This is a genomic window from Streptomyces sp. Mut1 (assembly GCF_030719295.1).
GTDB classification, from domain to species: Bacteria; Actinomycetota; Actinomycetes; order Streptomycetales; family Streptomycetaceae; genus Streptomyces; species Streptomyces castrisilvae.
In genome coordinates, this window is the sequence record NZ_CP120997.1 from 2,683,452 (window position 1) to 2,698,924 (window position 15,473).

15 protein-coding genes are annotated in these 15,473 nt (G+C 73.6%); 7 read left to right on the forward strand and 8 right to left on the reverse strand.

Annotated elements, in window-relative coordinates:
• Positions 1-31 precede the first annotated feature (31 nt).
• The 3 genes from P8A18_RS11400 to P8A18_RS11410 are packed head-to-tail and all read left to right on the forward strand — an operon-like array spanning position 32 to position 3,740.
• Entirely contained in the window at positions 32-1,024 is a 993-nt protein-coding gene (locus P8A18_RS11400; RefSeq protein ID WP_018555844.1) for an ABC transporter ATP-binding protein, read from the forward strand.
• The gene (locus P8A18_RS11405) at positions 1,021-1,776 is read left to right on the forward strand and encodes an ABC transporter permease (RefSeq protein WP_306053859.1); all 756 of its coding nucleotides are present in this window, start codon (positions 1,021-1,023) and stop codon (positions 1,774-1,776) included. The genes P8A18_RS11400 and P8A18_RS11405 overlap by 4 nt, the downstream gene beginning before the upstream one ends.
• Positions 1,773-3,740: a TOMM precursor leader peptide-binding protein gene (locus P8A18_RS11410; RefSeq protein ID WP_306053861.1), complete on the forward strand. Its 1,968-nt coding sequence runs from the start codon at positions 1,773-1,775 to the stop codon at positions 3,738-3,740. Before P8A18_RS11405 ends, P8A18_RS11410 begins: the two co-directional genes overlap by 4 nt.
• A gap of 104 nt (positions 3,741-3,844) precedes the next feature.
• Here P8A18_RS11410 and P8A18_RS11415 read toward each other — a convergent pair whose 3' ends face one another.
• On the reverse strand, positions 3,845-4,015 hold the full coding sequence (locus P8A18_RS11415; RefSeq protein WP_018555847.1) for a thiazolylpeptide-type bacteriocin: 171 nt from the start codon (positions 4,013-4,015) through the stop codon (positions 3,845-3,847).
• 273 nt (positions 4,016-4,288) lie between these two features.
• Positions 4,289-4,459, reverse strand: a complete 171-nt coding sequence (locus tag P8A18_RS11420; protein WP_018555848.1) for a thiazolylpeptide-type bacteriocin — start codon at positions 4,457-4,459, stop codon at positions 4,289-4,291.
• Positions 4,460-4,632: 173 nt separating this feature from the next.
• Here P8A18_RS11420 and P8A18_RS11425 point away from each other — a divergent pair, with 173 nt between their 5' ends.
• From P8A18_RS11425 to P8A18_RS11435, 3 genes are all read left to right on the forward strand, one after another.
• The gene (locus tag P8A18_RS11425) at positions 4,633-5,910 is read left to right on the forward strand and encodes an amidohydrolase (protein WP_306053866.1); all 1,278 of its coding nucleotides are present in this window, start codon (positions 4,633-4,635) and stop codon (positions 5,908-5,910) included.
• Between the two features lie 9 nt (positions 5,911-5,919).
• Positions 5,920-6,867, forward strand: coding sequence for an aminoglycoside phosphotransferase family protein (locus tag P8A18_RS11430; protein ID WP_306053868.1), 948 nt, complete (start codon positions 5,920-5,922; stop codon positions 6,865-6,867).
• A gap of 105 nt (positions 6,868-6,972) precedes the next feature.
• The gene (locus P8A18_RS11435) at positions 6,973-7,329 is read left to right on the forward strand and encodes a DoxX family protein (protein ID WP_306053870.1); all 357 of its coding nucleotides are present in this window, start codon (positions 6,973-6,975) and stop codon (positions 7,327-7,329) included.
• 16 nt (positions 7,330-7,345) lie between these two features.
• Here P8A18_RS11435 and P8A18_RS11440 read toward each other — a convergent pair whose 3' ends face one another.
• From P8A18_RS11440 to P8A18_RS11450, 3 genes are read right to left on the reverse strand one after another with little or no spacing between them, the layout of a single operon-like run.
• Positions 7,346-7,942: a sugar O-acetyltransferase gene (locus tag P8A18_RS11440; protein WP_306053872.1), complete on the reverse strand. Its 597-nt coding sequence runs from the start codon at positions 7,940-7,942 to the stop codon at positions 7,346-7,348.
• 28 nt (positions 7,943-7,970) lie between these two features.
• Positions 7,971-9,251, reverse strand: coding sequence for an RNA polymerase sigma factor (locus P8A18_RS11445; protein WP_306053874.1), 1,281 nt, complete (start codon positions 9,249-9,251; stop codon positions 7,971-7,973).
• 59 nt (positions 9,252-9,310) lie between these two features.
• The gene (locus P8A18_RS11450) at positions 9,311-10,012 is read right to left on the reverse strand and encodes a YciI family protein (RefSeq protein ID WP_306053876.1); all 702 of its coding nucleotides are present in this window, start codon (positions 10,010-10,012) and stop codon (positions 9,311-9,313) included.
• Between the two features lie 246 nt (positions 10,013-10,258).
• Between P8A18_RS11450 and P8A18_RS11455 the strand changes: the two genes are divergently transcribed.
• Positions 10,259-11,911, forward strand: coding sequence for a cellulase family glycosylhydrolase (locus P8A18_RS11455; RefSeq protein ID WP_306053878.1), 1,653 nt, complete (start codon positions 10,259-10,261; stop codon positions 11,909-11,911).
• A gap of 52 nt (positions 11,912-11,963) precedes the next feature.
• Here P8A18_RS11455 and P8A18_RS11460 read toward each other — a convergent pair whose 3' ends face one another.
• From P8A18_RS11460 to P8A18_RS11470, 3 genes are all read right to left on the reverse strand, one after another.
• Positions 11,964-12,578 carry a dihydrofolate reductase family protein gene (locus P8A18_RS11460; RefSeq protein WP_306053880.1) on the reverse strand — a complete coding sequence of 205 codons (615 nt, stop codon included), beginning with the start codon at positions 12,576-12,578 and terminating at the stop codon, positions 11,964-11,966.
• Positions 12,579-12,692: 114 nt separating this feature from the next.
• A complete protein-coding gene (locus P8A18_RS11465; protein ID WP_306053882.1) occupies positions 12,693-13,817 on the reverse strand; it encodes a tetratricopeptide repeat protein in 1,125 nt (374 codons plus the stop codon).
• Positions 13,814-15,121 carry an ATP-binding protein gene (locus P8A18_RS11470; protein WP_306053884.1) on the reverse strand — a complete coding sequence of 436 codons (1,308 nt, stop codon included), beginning with the start codon at positions 15,119-15,121 and terminating at the stop codon, positions 13,814-13,816. Before P8A18_RS11470 ends, P8A18_RS11465 begins: the two co-directional genes overlap by 4 nt.
• Positions 15,122-15,473: the final 352 nt, after the last annotated feature.

Consider the following 15,473-nt stretch of genomic DNA (forward strand, 5'->3'; position numbering starts at 1 on the left):
ACATCCCCGACCGGAAGGAAACACGCACCACATGAGTGAGGTACAGGCGATGCCAAGCACCCCCGGCCAGGACGGCCCCCCGGCCCCCGCCGTCCACGTCCGGCACGTCTCCAAGAGGTACGGAGAACGCCAGGCCCTGGACGACGTGTCGCTGGAGATCGGACGGGGCGAGTTCTTCGGCCTGCTCGGCCCCAACGGCGCGGGCAAATCGACCCTGGTGGAGATCATGGAGGGGCTGCGCCGGGCCGACAGCGGCACCGTCGCCCTCTTCGGCGAATCCCCCTGGCCCCGCAACACCGCGCTGCTCCCCCGCGTCGGCGTACAGACCCAGTCCTCCGCGTTCTTCGTCCGGCAGAAGGCCCACGAGCACCTGCGCACCGTCGCCGCCCTCTACGGCGCCCCCCGCGACGCCGTGGACGCCACCCTGGAGTCCGTCGGGCTCACCGAGCAGCGCGACATCCAGGTGGAGAGCCTCTCCGGCGGGCAGCGCCAGCGCCTCGCCATCGCCTCCGCCCTGGTCCACGGCCCCGAGCTGATCTTCCTGGACGAGCCGACCGCCGCCCTCGACCCGCAGGCCCGCCGGGACCTGTGGGAGGTGCTGCGCGCGCTCAAGGCGCAGGGCCGCACCATCGTCTACACCACCCACCACCTGGACGAGGCGGAAGCCCTCTGCGACCGCATCGCGATCCTCGTGGACGGGCGGATCGCGGTCACCGACACCCCGCACAACCTCATCGGCGGATTCAAGGCACCCAGCCGGCTGATGCTGCCGCTCGGCCGCCTCGGCGAGGAGGAGGCGGCGGCCATCCCCGGCGTCGACCGGGTCACCGTCCAGGGCGGCTCCCTCGTCCTGGAGACCCGCGAGGCCGGCCGGGTCCTCAGCGCCGTCGACAAGCTGACCGGCCTCGACGGCATCCAGACCCGCACCGCCGGCCTGGAGGACGTCTACCTCGACCTCACGGCACGGCTCACCCGCCCCCCGCAGTCCCCCCGGGACGCCGACACCACGGAGCACCAGCCATGAGCGCCTACGCCGCACTGGCCGCAGCGGGCTACCGCGCCCAGATCCGCGACAAGACCACCCTCTTCTTCACCTTCGCCTTCCCGCTGCTCTTCCTCGTCGTCTTCGGCCTGATCTTCCGCGGCCAGGACGTCGAGGAGAGCGGCCTGTCCTACCTCTCGTACACCGCCGCCGGGGTGCTGTCCTGGGGCGTCGCCAACGCCGCCGTCTTCGGGATCGCGTTCACCCTGATGCAGTGGCGGACCGACGACATCCTGCGCCTGATCCGGATGTCCCCGGCCCCCCTCTCCGCCGTCATCGGCTCCCGTTACGTCATCGCCCTGGCCGTCGGCGCCGTACAGTCGCTGCTGTTCGTCGGCGTCGCGATGCTGCCGCTGTTCGGCCTCGAACCGGCCTCCGGATGGCCCCTGCTGATCCCGGTGCTCCTCCTCGGCGTCACCACCTTCCTGCTGCTCGGCGTCATCATCGGCTCCTTCGCCGACACCCCCGAGTCCGTGGCCGCCGTCGCCAACTTCCTGATGCTGCCGATGGCGTTCCTGTCCGGCTCCTTCTTCCCGCTGGACTCGATGCCGTCCTGGCTGCAGCACGTCTCCGTGGTCCTGCCGCTGCGCTACCTCAACGACGCCGTGTCCCACGCGCTCGCCGGACGCGGGGACCTCTCCGACGTCTGGGTGGGCTGCGCCGGACTCGTCGCCTTCGCCCTGGTCTTCGGCGTCGCCGCCGTCAAGACCTTCCGCTGGACGAGGTCCTCATGAGCACCCCCACGCGCACAGCCCCCGCCGCCCCGGTCCCCGTGCCCATGGACCTGGCCCGCACCGCGCTCCACACCGCCCTGGCCGGCCGCGCCGGGCGCGACGTCCCCGTGGTCCCGGTCGGCGCCACCGACGCCACCGCCGCCCTCGGCGACCGGGGCGCCCCGGACCCCTGGGCGGCCGAACGCCCCGGCGCCCGCGTCCACCTCACCGCCTCCGCCGTCCTGATCGGCCCCTGGGGCGGCGACGGCACCGCCCCCGCCTGCGGGCGCTGCCTCGCGATGCGCTGGCAGCGCCTGCGCAGCCGCAGCGAACGGGACGCCCTGGAGACCGGCGGCCCCGACGGGCCCCGTCCCGCGGGCGCCTGGCCGCTGCTCACCGACCACGCCTACGACGCCGTGGCCGCGCTGTGCCGCGCGCTGCTCGACGGCCCCGGCGCCGAACCGCCCGCCACCGGCCCGGCCGACCGGCTCCTGCCCCAGGTCACCCGGCTCGACCTGGCGACCCTCCAGGTACGGACGTACCCCCTGCTCGCCGACCCCCTCTGCCCCGACTGCGCCCCGCCGCCCGCCCCCGCCGGGCCCCGTCCGCTCACCCTCGTCGCCCGCCCCAAACCCGACCCGGACGGCTACCGGATGCGCCCCGCGTCCGCGTACCCCCTGCCGGAAGAAGCCCTGGCCAACCCCGTCTGCGGGATGCTCGGCGGCGGCACCTGGAACGACGTCACCTCGCCGACGACGGCGCCCGTCGCGGGCAGCGTCTTCGTCCGGGGCTACGCCGGGCTCAACGACGTCACCTGGAGCGGCCAGGAGAACGCCTTCTCCACCAGCCGCACCCTGGCCTTCCTGGAGGGCCTGGAACGCTACGCGGGAACCCACCGGCGCGGCCGCACCACCCCCGTCACCGGCTCCTGGACGGAGCTGAAGGCCGACGCGCTCGACCCCGCCGTGTGCGGCCTCTACGACCCGGGCACCTACCGTGACGACCCGCTCGTCGACCCCTTCGACCCGGACCGCGCCATCCCGTGGGAATGGGGCTGGTCCCTGCGCGACGACAAGCCCGTCCTCGTCCCGTCCCGGCTCGTCTACTACAGCGCCGGACTGGCCGCCGACAACTTCGTCTTCGAGTGCTCCAACGGCTGCGCCATCGGCGGTGGCCTGGAGGAGGCCGTACTCGGCGGTCTCCTCGAACTCGTGGAGCGGGACGCCTTCCTCAACGCCTGGTACGGCGACGCCCGGCTCACCGAGATCGACCTGGCCACCGTCGGCGGACGGGCCGCGCCCGCCATGGCCGAACGCGCCGCGCTCCAGGGCTACGACGTCCACGCCCTGGACAACCGCGTCGACCTGGCCGTCCCCGTCGTGACCGCGCTCGCCGTACGCCGCGACGGCGGCCCCGGCGCCCTCTCCTTCGCCGCGGCCGCCTCGCTGGACCCACGGGCAGCCGTCGAGGGCGCCCTCTCCGAAGTCCTCACCTACATCCCGCACCTCTCCCGCCAGACCGAGGAGCGCCGCGACGAACTGGAGGCGATGGCCGACGACTTCGAGCGGGTGCGCCACCTCAAGGACCACGCCCAGCTCTACGGGCTGCCCAGGATGACCGCCCACGCCGACAGCTACCTCCGCCCCCTGGCCGTACGCCCCTTCGGCGAGGTCTACCGGGACTGGGAGACCACCGGCCGTCCCCGGACCGGCGACCTGCGGGACGACCTGCGGGCCGTCATCGACGAACTCGCCCGCGCCGGACACGACGTGATCGCCGTCGACCAGACCACCCCGGAACAGGAACGCATGGGCCTGCGCACCGTCGCCACCCTCGCCCCCGGGCTCCTGCCGATCGACTTCGGCTGGAACCGCCGCCGCGCCCCCTTCATGCCCCGCCTGCGCACCGCGCTCCGCCGGGGCGGCCACCGCGCGACGGACCTGACCGAGGCGGAGATGCGCATGGTGCCGCACCCCTTCCCGTAACGGTGCCCGCCGGCCGAGGACGGCGAGACGCCCGGTACCCGTCGGAAGGGAGCCGGATACCGGGCGCACGCACACCGCCTGCCGGCAGCGCTGCTGACGCGAGGTCAGGCGGAGCAGGAGGTGGTGCTGGTGGTGGAGCTGCACGTCGAGGTCGAGCTACAGCTCGTGGAACCGGCGAGCACGACCTCGCTGGCGTCCGAGTAGTCGGAGATCTCGAAGGTCTCCGCCTCCAGCTCAAGGATCTCGTCGGCAAGGGTGCTCAGGTTCTTCTCCATGATGTCTCCTCCGGTCCAGGGCCACCGTCTCCGGGGGCCACCACCTGGCGTACGCCCCGGCGGGGTGTACGCCATCCATTGCACCGCCCGGCACTCACCGCTCGGCATGCCTCCCGCACACACATCGCTGACACCTCACGCCAGCGCCCCGACGAGCAGCCCCGGAGCCCCATGCCCCGCCCTTCCCCGCCCCGCGGACACCGCGACGCCCGGTACCCGTCGAACGGGTACCGGGCGCGAACACGGCCTACCGGCAGCACTGCTGACCGAAAGTCAGGCGGAGCAGGAGGTGGTGCTGGTGGTGGAGCTGCACGTCGAGGTCGAGCTGGTGCTGGTGGAACCGGCGAGCACGACCTCGCTGGCGTCCGAGTAGTCGGAGATCTCGAAGGTCTCCGCCTCCAGCTCAAGGATCTCGTCGGCGAGGGTGCTCAGGTTCTTCTCCATGGTGTCTCCTCCGGTCCGGGGCCGCCGTGTCCGGGGGCCACCACCTGGCGTACGCCCCGAGGGGGGCGTACGCCGCCCATTGGACCGCCCGGCGCTCACCGCTCGGCATGCCTCCCGCACACACATCGCTGGCACCCGGCGCCAGCGGCCCCGACGAGCACGCCAGGAGCCCCATGACCCACCCCCAGGACGCGGCCCACCCCGCCCTGTCCCCCGCTCTCGCCCAGGAGACGGTCCGCCCCGCCCTCACCCTCTATCTGGACGTCCACCGCCATCCGGAGACCTCCGGCGACGAGGCCCGCACCGCCGCCCTGTTCGCGGACCGGCTCACCGCCGCCGGCCTCGACGTGACCCGGGGCGTCGGCGGCCACGGAGTCGTCGGCGTGCTGCGCAACGGCGAGGGCCCCCGCGTCTACCTGCGGGCCGAACTCGACGCCCTGCCGCTCCAGGAACGCACCGGCCTCCCGTACGCCAGCACCGGCCCGGCCATGCACGCCTGCGGCCACGATCTCCACCTGGCGGCGGCCACCGGGGCGGCGGACCTGCTGGCCCGCACCACCGAGCACTGGCGCGGCACCCTCGTGGTCGTGGGCCAGCCCGCCGAGGAGACCCTGACCGGCGCCCGCGCCATGCTGGCGGACGGCCTGTACGAGCGGTTCGGCAGACCCGGTGCCGTCCTCGCCCAGCACGCCGCGCCGCTCCCCGCCGGCCTGATCGCCCACGGCGGCCCCCACACCCCGGTCGCCGCCGCGAGCGCCGCCCTCACCGTCCTCGTCCACGGCCGGGGCGGTCACGCCGCGACCCCGCACCTCACCGTCGACCCCGTGGTCACGGCGGCGGCGGTGATCGGCCGCCTCCAGACGGTCGTCGCCCGCGAGGCCGCCCCCGCCGAGCAGCTCACCCTCACCGTGGGCACCCTGCGCGCCGGCACCGCCGTCAACGTCGTCCCGGACACCGCCGAACTGGGCATCGGCCTGCGCGCCCTCACCGATGACACCCTGGACCGGGCGCTGGCGGCGGTGGAACGCATCGTCCGGGCCGAGTGCGCCGCGTCGGCCTGCCCCCGCGACCCGGACCTGACCCTGCTCTCCCGCTCCCCCGCCCTGCACTGCGACCCGGCGGCGACCGAGGCGGTCCGCGCCGCCCACACCGCCCTGTACGGGCGCGAACGCGTCACCGTCTGGCCCCCTTCGCTGGCCGCCGAGGACTTCCCCCTCTACGGGGACGCGGGCCGCGACCTCCACGGCGAGACGGGAATCCCGCTGGTCTACTGGATGCTGGGGACCACGAGCCCCCGGCAGTGGGCGGCCACCGGCGGCAGGGACATTCCCCCGAACCACTCCCCGCACTTCGCCCCCGCCGTCCGCACCGCACTGCCCGCGGCGATCACGGCCCTCACGGCCGCGGCGCTGGACCGGCTGGCCGGGACGGGGGAAGGGGGCCGCGCGTAGGGTGCCCGGATGATCGTGATTCCGGAGGAGTTCGCGCGGACCACCGTCGCGCGGGAGGGCGGGGCCGGGTCCGCGTGGCTCGGGGAACTGCCCGGCATCGTGACGGAGTTGACCGGGCGCTGGGGGTGCGCGCCGGACGGCGACGTCATGTACGGGGGCGTCGGCCTCATCGTGCCCGTGCGGCGGCCCGGGACGCCGCCCGCCGTGCTGAAGGTGTCCTTCCCGCATCCCGGCAACGACCACGAGCCGGACACCTTCGTCGCGTGGGGCGGGCGCGGGGCCGTCGAGCTGTACGAGAGGGACGACGCGCGGTACGCGATGCTGCTGGAGCGGGCCCGGCCGCAGACCCTGGCGGATTCGGTGCCGGACGGGGACGAGGTGGTGGCGGTCGCCGGGCGTCTGGGGCGGCGGCTGGCCGTGCCCGCGCCGGACGGCCTGCCCCGGCTGTCCGAGCGGGCCGACGCGTGGGAGGAGGAGCTGCGCGGGGACGCCGCCGAGCTGACCCACGCGCTGCCCCGGGCGGTGGTGGACGCCGCCGTGGCGACCGCCCGGGAGCTGGGCCGGGACCAGCCGGACACCCTCGTCCACGGTGACCTGCACGCCCGTAACATCCTGCGGGCCGAACGCGAACCGTGGCTGGCGGTCGACCCCAAGGGCTACGTCGGCGACCCGGCGTACGACGGCGGCACCCTGCTGAAGTCCCGTGCCTTCAGCCTCGCGGAGGCGGACGACCTGGGCCGGGCCGTCCACCGCGTCCTGGACGTCTTCGCCGACGCGGCGGAGCTGGAGCGTGAACGGGTGCGGCGGTGGGCGCAGTTCCATGCCGTGCAGGCGGCGTTCTGGGCGCGCAGGCACGGGTTCCGGGTGGCGCGGGGCGGGCCGGAGCTGGAGTGGATCACCGCGTTCGCGGACCGGCTGGCCGAACTGCTCACCGACGAGCCACCGCACAGGCCCTGACCTCGGCAACCTCACGAAACGGCGGCGTGGATCGTCAGGCCGGGAGAGCGACGTCCCGCCTCGGGGCGGCCGGCGGCACCTACCCCTCGGAAGCGGAGAGACATCATGCGCACCGCGTACCTCACGGTCACCATCCTCGGCATCTTCTTCAACGGCGCGGCGGCCGTGACCTACCTGATCGGTCACGAATACCCCAAGTCCCAGGCGGACATGAAGGGCATCCCGCGCACGTACGTGCCGGTCCTCGGCCTGTTGCTGGCCGCCGGCACGGTGGGTCTGCTGGCCGGGCTCGCCGTACCGCTCCTCGGGACCCTGGCCGCGTCCGGGCTCATCCTCTACTTCATCGGCGCGATCATCGCCCATCTGCGGGTGGGCTCCCGCGACATCGTCGGCGGGATCGTCTTCCTCGCCACGGCGGTGGCCGCCCTGATCCTGGGCGTCCTCCACCACGGCGCCCGTTAGGGCCTGTCCGCCACGCCTACGCCGTACGTTCCGCGAGGTCCTCCTCCGTGATGGGGCGGACCACCCGGCACGGTGTTCCGAGGGCGACACTCATCGGAGGGATGCTGCGGCTGACGACGCTGCCGGCGCCGATGACCGAGCCGTATCCGATACGGACGCCGGGCAGGACCACCGCGTTGCTGCCGATCCACACCTTGTCCTCGATCACGATCGGTTCGGAGAACCGGCCGAAGTCGGCGCGGCGCGCGGGATGGACCGGGTGTCCCGTCGTGGTCAGGGTCACGCCGGGGGCGATCATGACGTCGTCGCCGATGCGGATGCCGACGTCGTCCACGAACGTCAGGTTCACGTTGCCGAAGAAGTCGTCGCCGATGTGGACGTTGCTGCCGAACGCCGCGTGGAACGGGGGCAGCAGCACGGTGCGTTCACCGACGGAGGCGAGGATCTCGACCAGCAGCTCCCGGCGTCGCTCCGCTTCGCCCGGCGGCGTGTGGTTGTAGGCGAAGATCTCGTCCTGGCGGCGGCGGGGCGCCAGGAAGGCCGCCTCGGTCTCGGTGTAGAGGAGCCCCTCGGCGATCCGGGCGAGGACTTCTTCGTGCTGGGCATCGGCCACGGCGGTACGTTTCCCTTCGGTTGACGCTTCAGCTGGCGCTCTTGCCTGTGCTGCTTTCGGTGCCCCCGTCGAGCCACCGCGCGTACTCCCGCGCGACCGCCTCGTTCGGGGCGGCGGCCCTCGCCGCCTCGTACATCCGCGCGGCCTCCCGCGTACGGCCGAGGCGGCGCAGCGCGTCCGCGCGGACGGCGGGCAGGGCGTGGTGGCCGGCCAGCTCTTTCGGCGTACCCAGCGCGTCCACGGCGTCGAGCTGGGCCCGCGGGCCGTCGCGCATGCCGAGGGCGACCGCGCGGTTGAGGGCGACGACCGGGTTCGTACGCAGGGCGAGGAGGCGGTCGTACAGGGCCACGATCGCCGCCCAGTCGGTCGCGGCGGCAGTCGGGGAGAGGGCGTGCCGGGCGGCGATGGCGGCCTGGAGCGCGTAGGGGCCGCCCGCCGCCTCGGCCTCGCGGGCGAGGGTGACGCCCTCGGTGATGAGGGCGTGGTCCCAGCGCGTGCGGTCCTGGTGTTCCAGCGTGACCAGGTGGCCGTCCGCGGCGAGCCGGGCGGCGCGCCGGGAGTGCTGGATCAGGAGCAGGGCGAGCAGACCGCGCGCCTCCGGTTCGTCCGGCGCCTCGGCAGCGACGAGACGGGCGAGCCGGACGGCCTCGTCGGCGAGCCGGTCGCGGGTGGTGCTGCCGTCGCTGGGGGCGTAACCCTCGGTGAAGATCAGGTAGATGACGGCGAGGACGCCGGCCAGCCGTTCGGCGCGCGCCCCCGGCGGCGGGACCCGGTACGGGATTCCGGCCGCCGCGATCTTGCGCTTGGCCCGCAGGACGCGCTGCGAGACGGTGTCCTCGCCCGCCAGGAACGCGCGGGCGATCTCGCGCGTCGTGAGGCCGCCGACCGTCCGCAGGGTGAGGGCCACCCGGGACGCGAGCGGGAGCGCCGGGTGGCAGCAGGTGAAGATCAGCCGCAGCCGCTCGTCCTCGGCGGCGCGCGGTTCGTGGACGGCTTCCAGCGCGGCGGCCTCGGCGCTCTCCGCGACATCGGCGCTCGTCCCGGTCCGCGTCATCTCCGCGATCTCCGCCAGCTTGCCGCGCTCGGCCGTCCGGCGGCGCAGTACGTCGACGGCCCGGCGCCGGGCGGCGGTCACCAGCCACGCCCCCGGCCTGTCCGGCACCCCGTCACGCTCCCAGGCCGGCAGCGCGCGGGCGAACGCGTCCTGCGCGCAGTCCTCGGCAAGCTCCCAGTCACCGGTCAGGCGCACCAGCGTGCCGAAGACGACACCCCACTCCTCCCGGTACGCCCCGGCGAGCACCGCCCGCACCTGGGCCGGCCCGGGACGCGCGGAAGGTCCGTCCGGACTCGCTCGAAGCCTGCCCCGGCTCACGAGAAGTCCCGCCAGAACTCCCGCAGTTCGGCGGCCCCGGACCGGGTCATCGGGCACCGCGCGAGGTAGTCGACCGCTTCCTGCCAGGTCCCGTCGACGAAGACGATGCCGGACACCCACTCCGGTACGTCCGTGTAGGCGCCGTCGGTGATCAGCAGTTCCCCGCCGCGTCGGCGCACGAGCGTGGCGTCCCGGACGGGGCTCAGGTGCTCGCCGCCGAGGTAGCGGCCGGAGGCGAGGCCGTCGCGGACCCAGGCGGCGACCGCGGCGGGGTCGGGGGTGAAGGGGGGCGCGCCCGGGTCCGTGCGCAGGATGCCGAGGAAGCGGGAGGCCGGCGCGTCGCCCTCGTGCGGGACGTTGCCGGTGCCGGGGCCGAGGTCGACCGGTTCGACGGGGCGGATCTCGATGCGTCCGGCGGTCGCCATCGGGTGCGAGGCGGCGACCTCGATCGCCTCGTCCAGGTCCGCGGCCTCCACGAGGTCGTACCCGGCGATCCACTCAGTGGTCTCGGCGAACGGGCCGTCGGTGACCAGCACTTGGTCCCCGCGGGCGCGGACCGTCCTGGTCTCGGCGACCGGCTTGAGCGGCATCCCCTCCACGCGGACACCGCGGCCGTTCCACTTCTCGACCCACGCCTCGGGGCTCTCGTCGGCAGGCTCCCCGGCGGGGTCGGTGGCGATGAACAACACGTACTTCATGACCGTTCTCCTTGCGGGCGTTCCGAACGTTTCATGAGGACGACGAACGGCCGCCGCCGAATCCGACACCACACCGGGGGCGGGACCGGAGACAGCGACGGAGCCGGGTTGACGATAACCCCCGCCAACCCGAGTCGTCCGATCTCTTGACGTGCCCCTGACTGAATGGCTTCATGGGAGCGCACCGGTGTGGGAGCGCTCCCACTCCGCTGATCCGCCCTTCTCCCTCCCCCTTCTGGAGCCGCAGTGAGAACAGCGAGACGCACAGCGAAGAGCACCACCACCGTCATCCTCACCGTCCTGTCCACCCTCCTCGGGTTCCTGGCCCTCGGCGGCCTCGCCCCGGCGCAGGCCGCGTCCGCGGCCGGCACCGGTCTCCACATCAGCGACGGCCGGCTGGTCGAGGGCAACGGCAACGACTTCATCATGCGCGGCGTCAACCACGCCCACGCCTGGTATCCGGGCGAGACCCAGTCGCTGGCCGACATCAAGGCGACCGGCGCCAACACCGTCCGCGTTGTGCTGTCCGACGGCTACCGCTGGAGCAGGAACAGCCCCGAGGACGTCGCCGCCGTCATCGACCAGTGCAAGGCCAACCGGCTCATCTGCGTACTGGAGGTGCACGACACCACCGGGTACGGGGAGGACTCCGCCGCCGGCACGCTGGATCACGCGGCCGACTACTGGATCAGCCTCAAGGACGTCCTCGACGGCCAGGAGGACTACGTCGTCATCGACATCGGCAACGAGCCCTGGGGCAACACCGACCCGGCCGGCTGGACCGCCCCCACCACCGCCGCGATCCAGAAGCTGCGCGCCGCCGGGTTCGCGCACACGATCATGATCGACGCGCCCAACTGGGGCCAGGACTGGGAGGGCGTCATGCGGGACAACGCCCAGGCGCTCTACGACGCCGACTCCACCGGCAACCTCCTCTTCTCGATCCACATGTACAGCGTCTACGACACCGCCCAGAAGGTCACCGACTACCTGAACACCTTCGTGGACGCCGGACTGCCCCTCGTCATCGGCGAGTTCGGCGGGCCCGCCGACCAGTACGGCGACCCGGACGAGGACACGATGATGGCCGACGCCGAGCAGCTCGGGCTCGGCTGGATCGCCTGGTCCTGGAGCGGCAACACCGACCCCGTCCTCGACCTGGCCATCGACTTCGACCCGGCGCGGCTCAGCTCCTGGGGCGAGCGCGTCTTCCACGGCGCCGACGGCATCGCCCAGACCTCCCACGAGGCCACCGTCTTCGGCGGCGCGTCCGACGACACCGAGGCCCCGACCGCGCCCGGCACCCCGACGGCCTCCGCGGTGACGGACACCTCCGTGTCCCTGACCTGGGCCGCGTCCTCGGACAACGTTGCCGTCGCCGGGTACGACGTCGTCCGCGTGAACGGTGCCACGGAGACCACCGTCGCCTCATCCGCCGGCACCACCGTCACCGTCCCGGGCCTCACCGCCGGCACCGCGTACTCCTTCGCCGTCTACGCACGGGACGCCGCCGGCAACCGCTCGGCGCGCTCGGCCGCCGTGAGCGTCACCACGGACGAGGGCTCCACCGCCCCGGCCGGCGGCTGCGCGGTCGGCTACGACGTCGTCGGCGAGTGGCAGGGCGGCTTCCAGGGCGAGATCACCATCAGCAACACCGGCACCACGGCCATCGACGGCTGGACGCTCGGCTTCGCCTTCGCCGACGGCCAGACCGTCACCAACATGTGGGGCGGAACGCCGGCCCAGAGCGGCGGTTCGGTGACCGTCGTCCCGGCCTCGTACACCTCCGCCATCGCCGCGAACGGCTCGGTGACCGTCGGGTTCACCGGCAGCCAGAACGGCACGAACACCGCACCGGCCGCGTTCACTCTCAACGGCGCCGCCTGCACGGTCGCCTGACACGGTGCCGGCCGGTGGGAGCCTCCCGGCCCCGCCGGCCGGCGCCCGGACCTCAGTCGGTGACGGCCACCTTCGTGGTGGCGCACTCGTACGTCAGGTACGCCGCCCCGCTCTCCAGGACCGTGTGGTCCGTGAGCGACCAGGCCGTCGGGTCGAAGGCCGCCCGCCGCCCGAACAGCGGGATGCCCGCGCCGAGCGTCATCGGGCTCAGCTTCACGATCAGCCGGTCGATCTCCGGGTGGAGCGCACCGGCCAGTTCACCGCCGCCGACCAGCCAGAGGTCCTTGCCGTCCTCCTGCTTCAGCTCCCGCACCTTCGCGACCGGGTCGCTCGCGACGATCTCCACCGCCGGGTCGGGGCTCTCGCCCAGGGTGCGGGAGAACACGAGGTGCCGCAGATGCGGGTAGGCGTCCGTGACTCCGGCGTCGAGGCCGACCTGGTACGACCTGCGGCCCTCCAGCACCGTGTCGAAGTGCGTGCCCTCCGCCGTCACACCGAGCGCGGCCCGCGCCGGACCCGGCAGGGTCTCCGGGTAGGTGGCGATCAGATGCGTGAGGTAGTCCTCCGGAATCGGCCAGAAGCCGTCCGGTCCGCTGGGGTCGTCCCCGTCCGGTCCGGCGATGAAGCCGTCGAGGGTGGAGGCGATGAAGTACACGAGCTTGCGCACGTACGGCCTTTCGTCCGGTGGCGGCCGCCGCCCGTCGGGGCCGTCGGCCGCCATGGTCGGACAGGCCTTTCCGCGCACGCAACGGGAATCCGGCCTTCCAGGGCCCGGCCGGGGTCAGCCCTTCTTCGGCCGGTCGAACCACATCGTCGCCACCGACGGCACCAGCCCCGCCCAGAAGAGCACCAGCGGAACCGTGCGCTCCGTCCAGGGGACCTGGGTGATCAGCAGCGCGCAGAGCAGGGCCCACGCCGCCTGCCCCAGGACGATGCGGGCCCACGCCAGCCGCCGGATGAGCGAGGGCAGGTTGACCCGGATCCCGGCCCGCAGCCGGCGGTAGCGCAGCAGGGCGCACAGGGCCCAGATGACCGCCATGAGGACGAGGTCCCACAGCCGCTGGCCGAGGACCAGGGGCAGTTCCCGCTGCGTCTCGCCGTCCGTCCGGAACAGGTCGATGCCCGCGGCGGCGAACGCCAGGCAGAGCAGGGCCGGCCAGCGCAGGCCGCGCAGCAGACGGTACGAGGCCGCGTCCAGGCCCTGCCGCATCGGTGTGGAACCCGGGGCGGAGGCCAGCGCGTCGGCGTACAGGGTGGCGGCCTCGGTCGCCTTGACGCCGGGGGCGGTCGCCGCCTTCCGCGTCCGCCGGGCCAGGGCGCGTTCGTGCTGCGGGTCGAGCCGGAGGATCGCCTCGTCCATCCGGTCGGCGGCGGCGCGGTCGCCGGACATGTCGGCGATGAGCCACGCCACCTCGTAGACGTACACCTCCTCGGGGGCCAGCCGGATGGCCTCCTGGGCGATCAGGTCGGCCTCCCGCAGCCCGGCCGTCATGTCCTCGCGCCGGACCTGGCCGCCGTTGGCCTGACCCGAGCTGATCATCCGGATGCGCCAGAGCCAGTCGGCGAGCCGGGCGTAGCCGAACCAGTGGTCGGGGGCCAGGCGTATCGCCTCGCGCAGCACGCCCTCGGACTCCGGGAAGCGGCCCCCCACGCGCAGGGCGTTGGCGTGCACGAGGAGCGCCCCGACGTGTTCGGGGTTCAGGGCGAGGGCCCGCTCGGTCGCCTCCAGGGCCTTCGCGCCGTTCTGCTGGTCCCCGAGATGGCTCCGGGCGAGTTCGGTCCAGGCCCGGATGTCCTCGGGGTCCTCCGCGAGCCGCCGGGCCAGCAGTTCCCTGGCCTCCTCGTACCGCTTGAGGTCGATGAGCAGATCGGCCCGCTCCACGGCGGGATGCGGGGAGCCGGTCACAGCTTGCGCCTCTTCTTCAGGTACGTCACCAGGTCGTCGTACATGCCGCCCTCGTTGGCGAACATCGCCACGTTGCGCGCGGAGGCGAACCACGGCTCGGCGGACGGCACGGTCTCCTTCGCGGCGGCCAGCAGGTCCTTCGTGCCGATCATCCGTACGGTTCCGGTCCGCACCGAGTCCAGCAGGGCCCGCTCGGCCGCCGCCTCGCAGACATGGGCCAGGTCCGCGCCGGACAGGCCGTCGGTGGCCTTGACCAGCTTGCCCACGTCGACGTTCTCGATGGGGCGGTCGCGCAGGTGGTAGCGGAGGATCGCCTCCCGGGCGGGCCCGTCGGGCGGGAGGACGAGGATGGTCCGGTCCAGCCGGCCGGGGCGGCGCAGGGCATTGTCCACGTCCCAGGGCACGTTGGTGGCGGCGAGCACGAAGACGCCCTCGTTGGCCGCGGATTCGATGCCGTCCAGCTCGCTGAGCAGCTGGTTGACGACGTTGCGCATGCCGCTGTGCGCGGTGCGGCTGCGCTTGGCGCCGAGGGCGTCCAGCTCGTCCAGGAAGAGCACGCAGGGGGCCTTGCGGCGGGCGGTCTCGAAGATCTCGTGCATGTTGCGCTCGGAGTTGCCGATCCACATGTCGAGCACGTCGTTCACGGAGACGGACAGGAACGCGGCGCCGAGTTCGCCGGCCACCGCCCGCGCGAGGAACGTCTTGCCGCAGCCGGGCGGGCCGTACAGCAGCAGCCCGCCGCGCAGGCTCTTCCCGTACAGCTTGCGCAGTTCGGGGTTGCGGAGCGGGGCGAGGAAGGCGGCTTCCATGCGGTCCTTGACGTCCTGCATGCCGCCGACGTCGGCCAGCCGCACGGCGCCGGGCCGCTCCACGTCCCACGCCTCGGCGTCGCCCGGTTCGTCCTGCCCGTCCGCGCGGACCGGTGTCCCGGCGAACCGCGGCGGAACGACGTCCCCGACCTGGTCCTCGGCGGCCCTCCAGTCGAACCCGGCGCGCGGACGCGGCCGTTCGTCCGGGGACGCGGGCGTGGGCGTGGACGCGGGTGCGGGTGCGGGTGCGGGTGCGGACGCGGACGGAGGCGCGGGTACGGGTGCGGGCGGCGCGCCCATCGCTCTGAGCATCAGGTCCCTGGCCCGGGCGTCCCCGGGCGCGTGCTGAAGGGCCACGGCCGCCTCGGCAACGGCCTCGTCGGCGCGGTCCGCCTCCAACAGGAGCTGGGCCAGGTGCAGTCGCAGGGGCACGTCGGCGGGCGCGGCGGCGACCGCGGTGCGCAGGCTCTGTATGAGAGGGAGGTCGTCCGACATGATCGACAGCCTAGGGCCTGTCTTCAAACTGCCGTCGTCGCCCGAAGGGCGGCCGGGCGGCGTCAGGTGTGTGCTCTCGGTGTGCCGGCCCCAGGCCCCTGTACTGGACGTACCGGGGTCTGGGGCCGGTGCGGCGAGAGTGCGTGCATGGCGTCGCCCGGCAGACGGCAGTTTGAAGACAGGTCCTAGTGCGGCCCTCCGACACCGCCCGGCGGCGGCGGCCGCGGGCGCCGGAACAGGCCACGGGGGCGCCGTTCACGTTTTCCCCGTCCGTCCCAACCTTCGTGCTCCGGAAGGTCCGAAGCCCCCGGGATTTGGATAAAGTGCCGTGTCTACAGCAGAGCTCTCCGGG

What these genes read in the sequence shown, in the direction of transcription:
- P8A18_RS11420 (WP_018555848.1), bottom strand. Translation starts at nt 4,459, where the DNA reads ATGGAGAAGAACCTGAGCACCCTCGCCGACGAGATCCTTGAGCTGGAG.
- P8A18_RS11470 (WP_306053884.1), bottom strand. Translation starts at nt 15,121, where the DNA reads ATGTCGGACGACCTCCCTCTCATACAGAGCCTGCGCACCGCGGTCGCC.
- P8A18_RS11415 (WP_018555847.1), bottom strand. Translation starts at nt 4,015, where the DNA reads ATGGAGAAGAACCTGAGCACCCTTGCCGACGAGATCCTTGAGCTGGAG.
- P8A18_RS11450 (WP_306053876.1), bottom strand. Translation starts at nt 10,012, where the DNA reads ATGAAGTACGTGTTGTTCATCGCCACCGACCCCGCCGGGGAGCCTGCC.
- P8A18_RS11430 (WP_306053868.1), top strand. Translation starts at nt 5,920, where the DNA reads ATGATCGTGATTCCGGAGGAGTTCGCGCGGACCACCGTCGCGCGGGAG.
- P8A18_RS11435 (WP_306053870.1), top strand. Translation starts at nt 6,973, where the DNA reads ATGCGCACCGCGTACCTCACGGTCACCATCCTCGGCATCTTCTTCAAC.
- P8A18_RS11425 (WP_306053866.1), top strand. Translation starts at nt 4,633, where the DNA reads ATGACCCACCCCCAGGACGCGGCCCACCCCGCCCTGTCCCCCGCTCTC.
- P8A18_RS11410 (WP_306053861.1), top strand. Translation starts at nt 1,773, where the DNA reads ATGAGCACCCCCACGCGCACAGCCCCCGCCGCCCCGGTCCCCGTGCCC.
- P8A18_RS11405 (WP_306053859.1), top strand. Translation starts at nt 1,021, where the DNA reads ATGAGCGCCTACGCCGCACTGGCCGCAGCGGGCTACCGCGCCCAGATC.
- P8A18_RS11400 (WP_018555844.1), top strand. Translation starts at nt 32, where the DNA reads ATGAGTGAGGTACAGGCGATGCCAAGCACCCCCGGCCAGGACGGCCCC.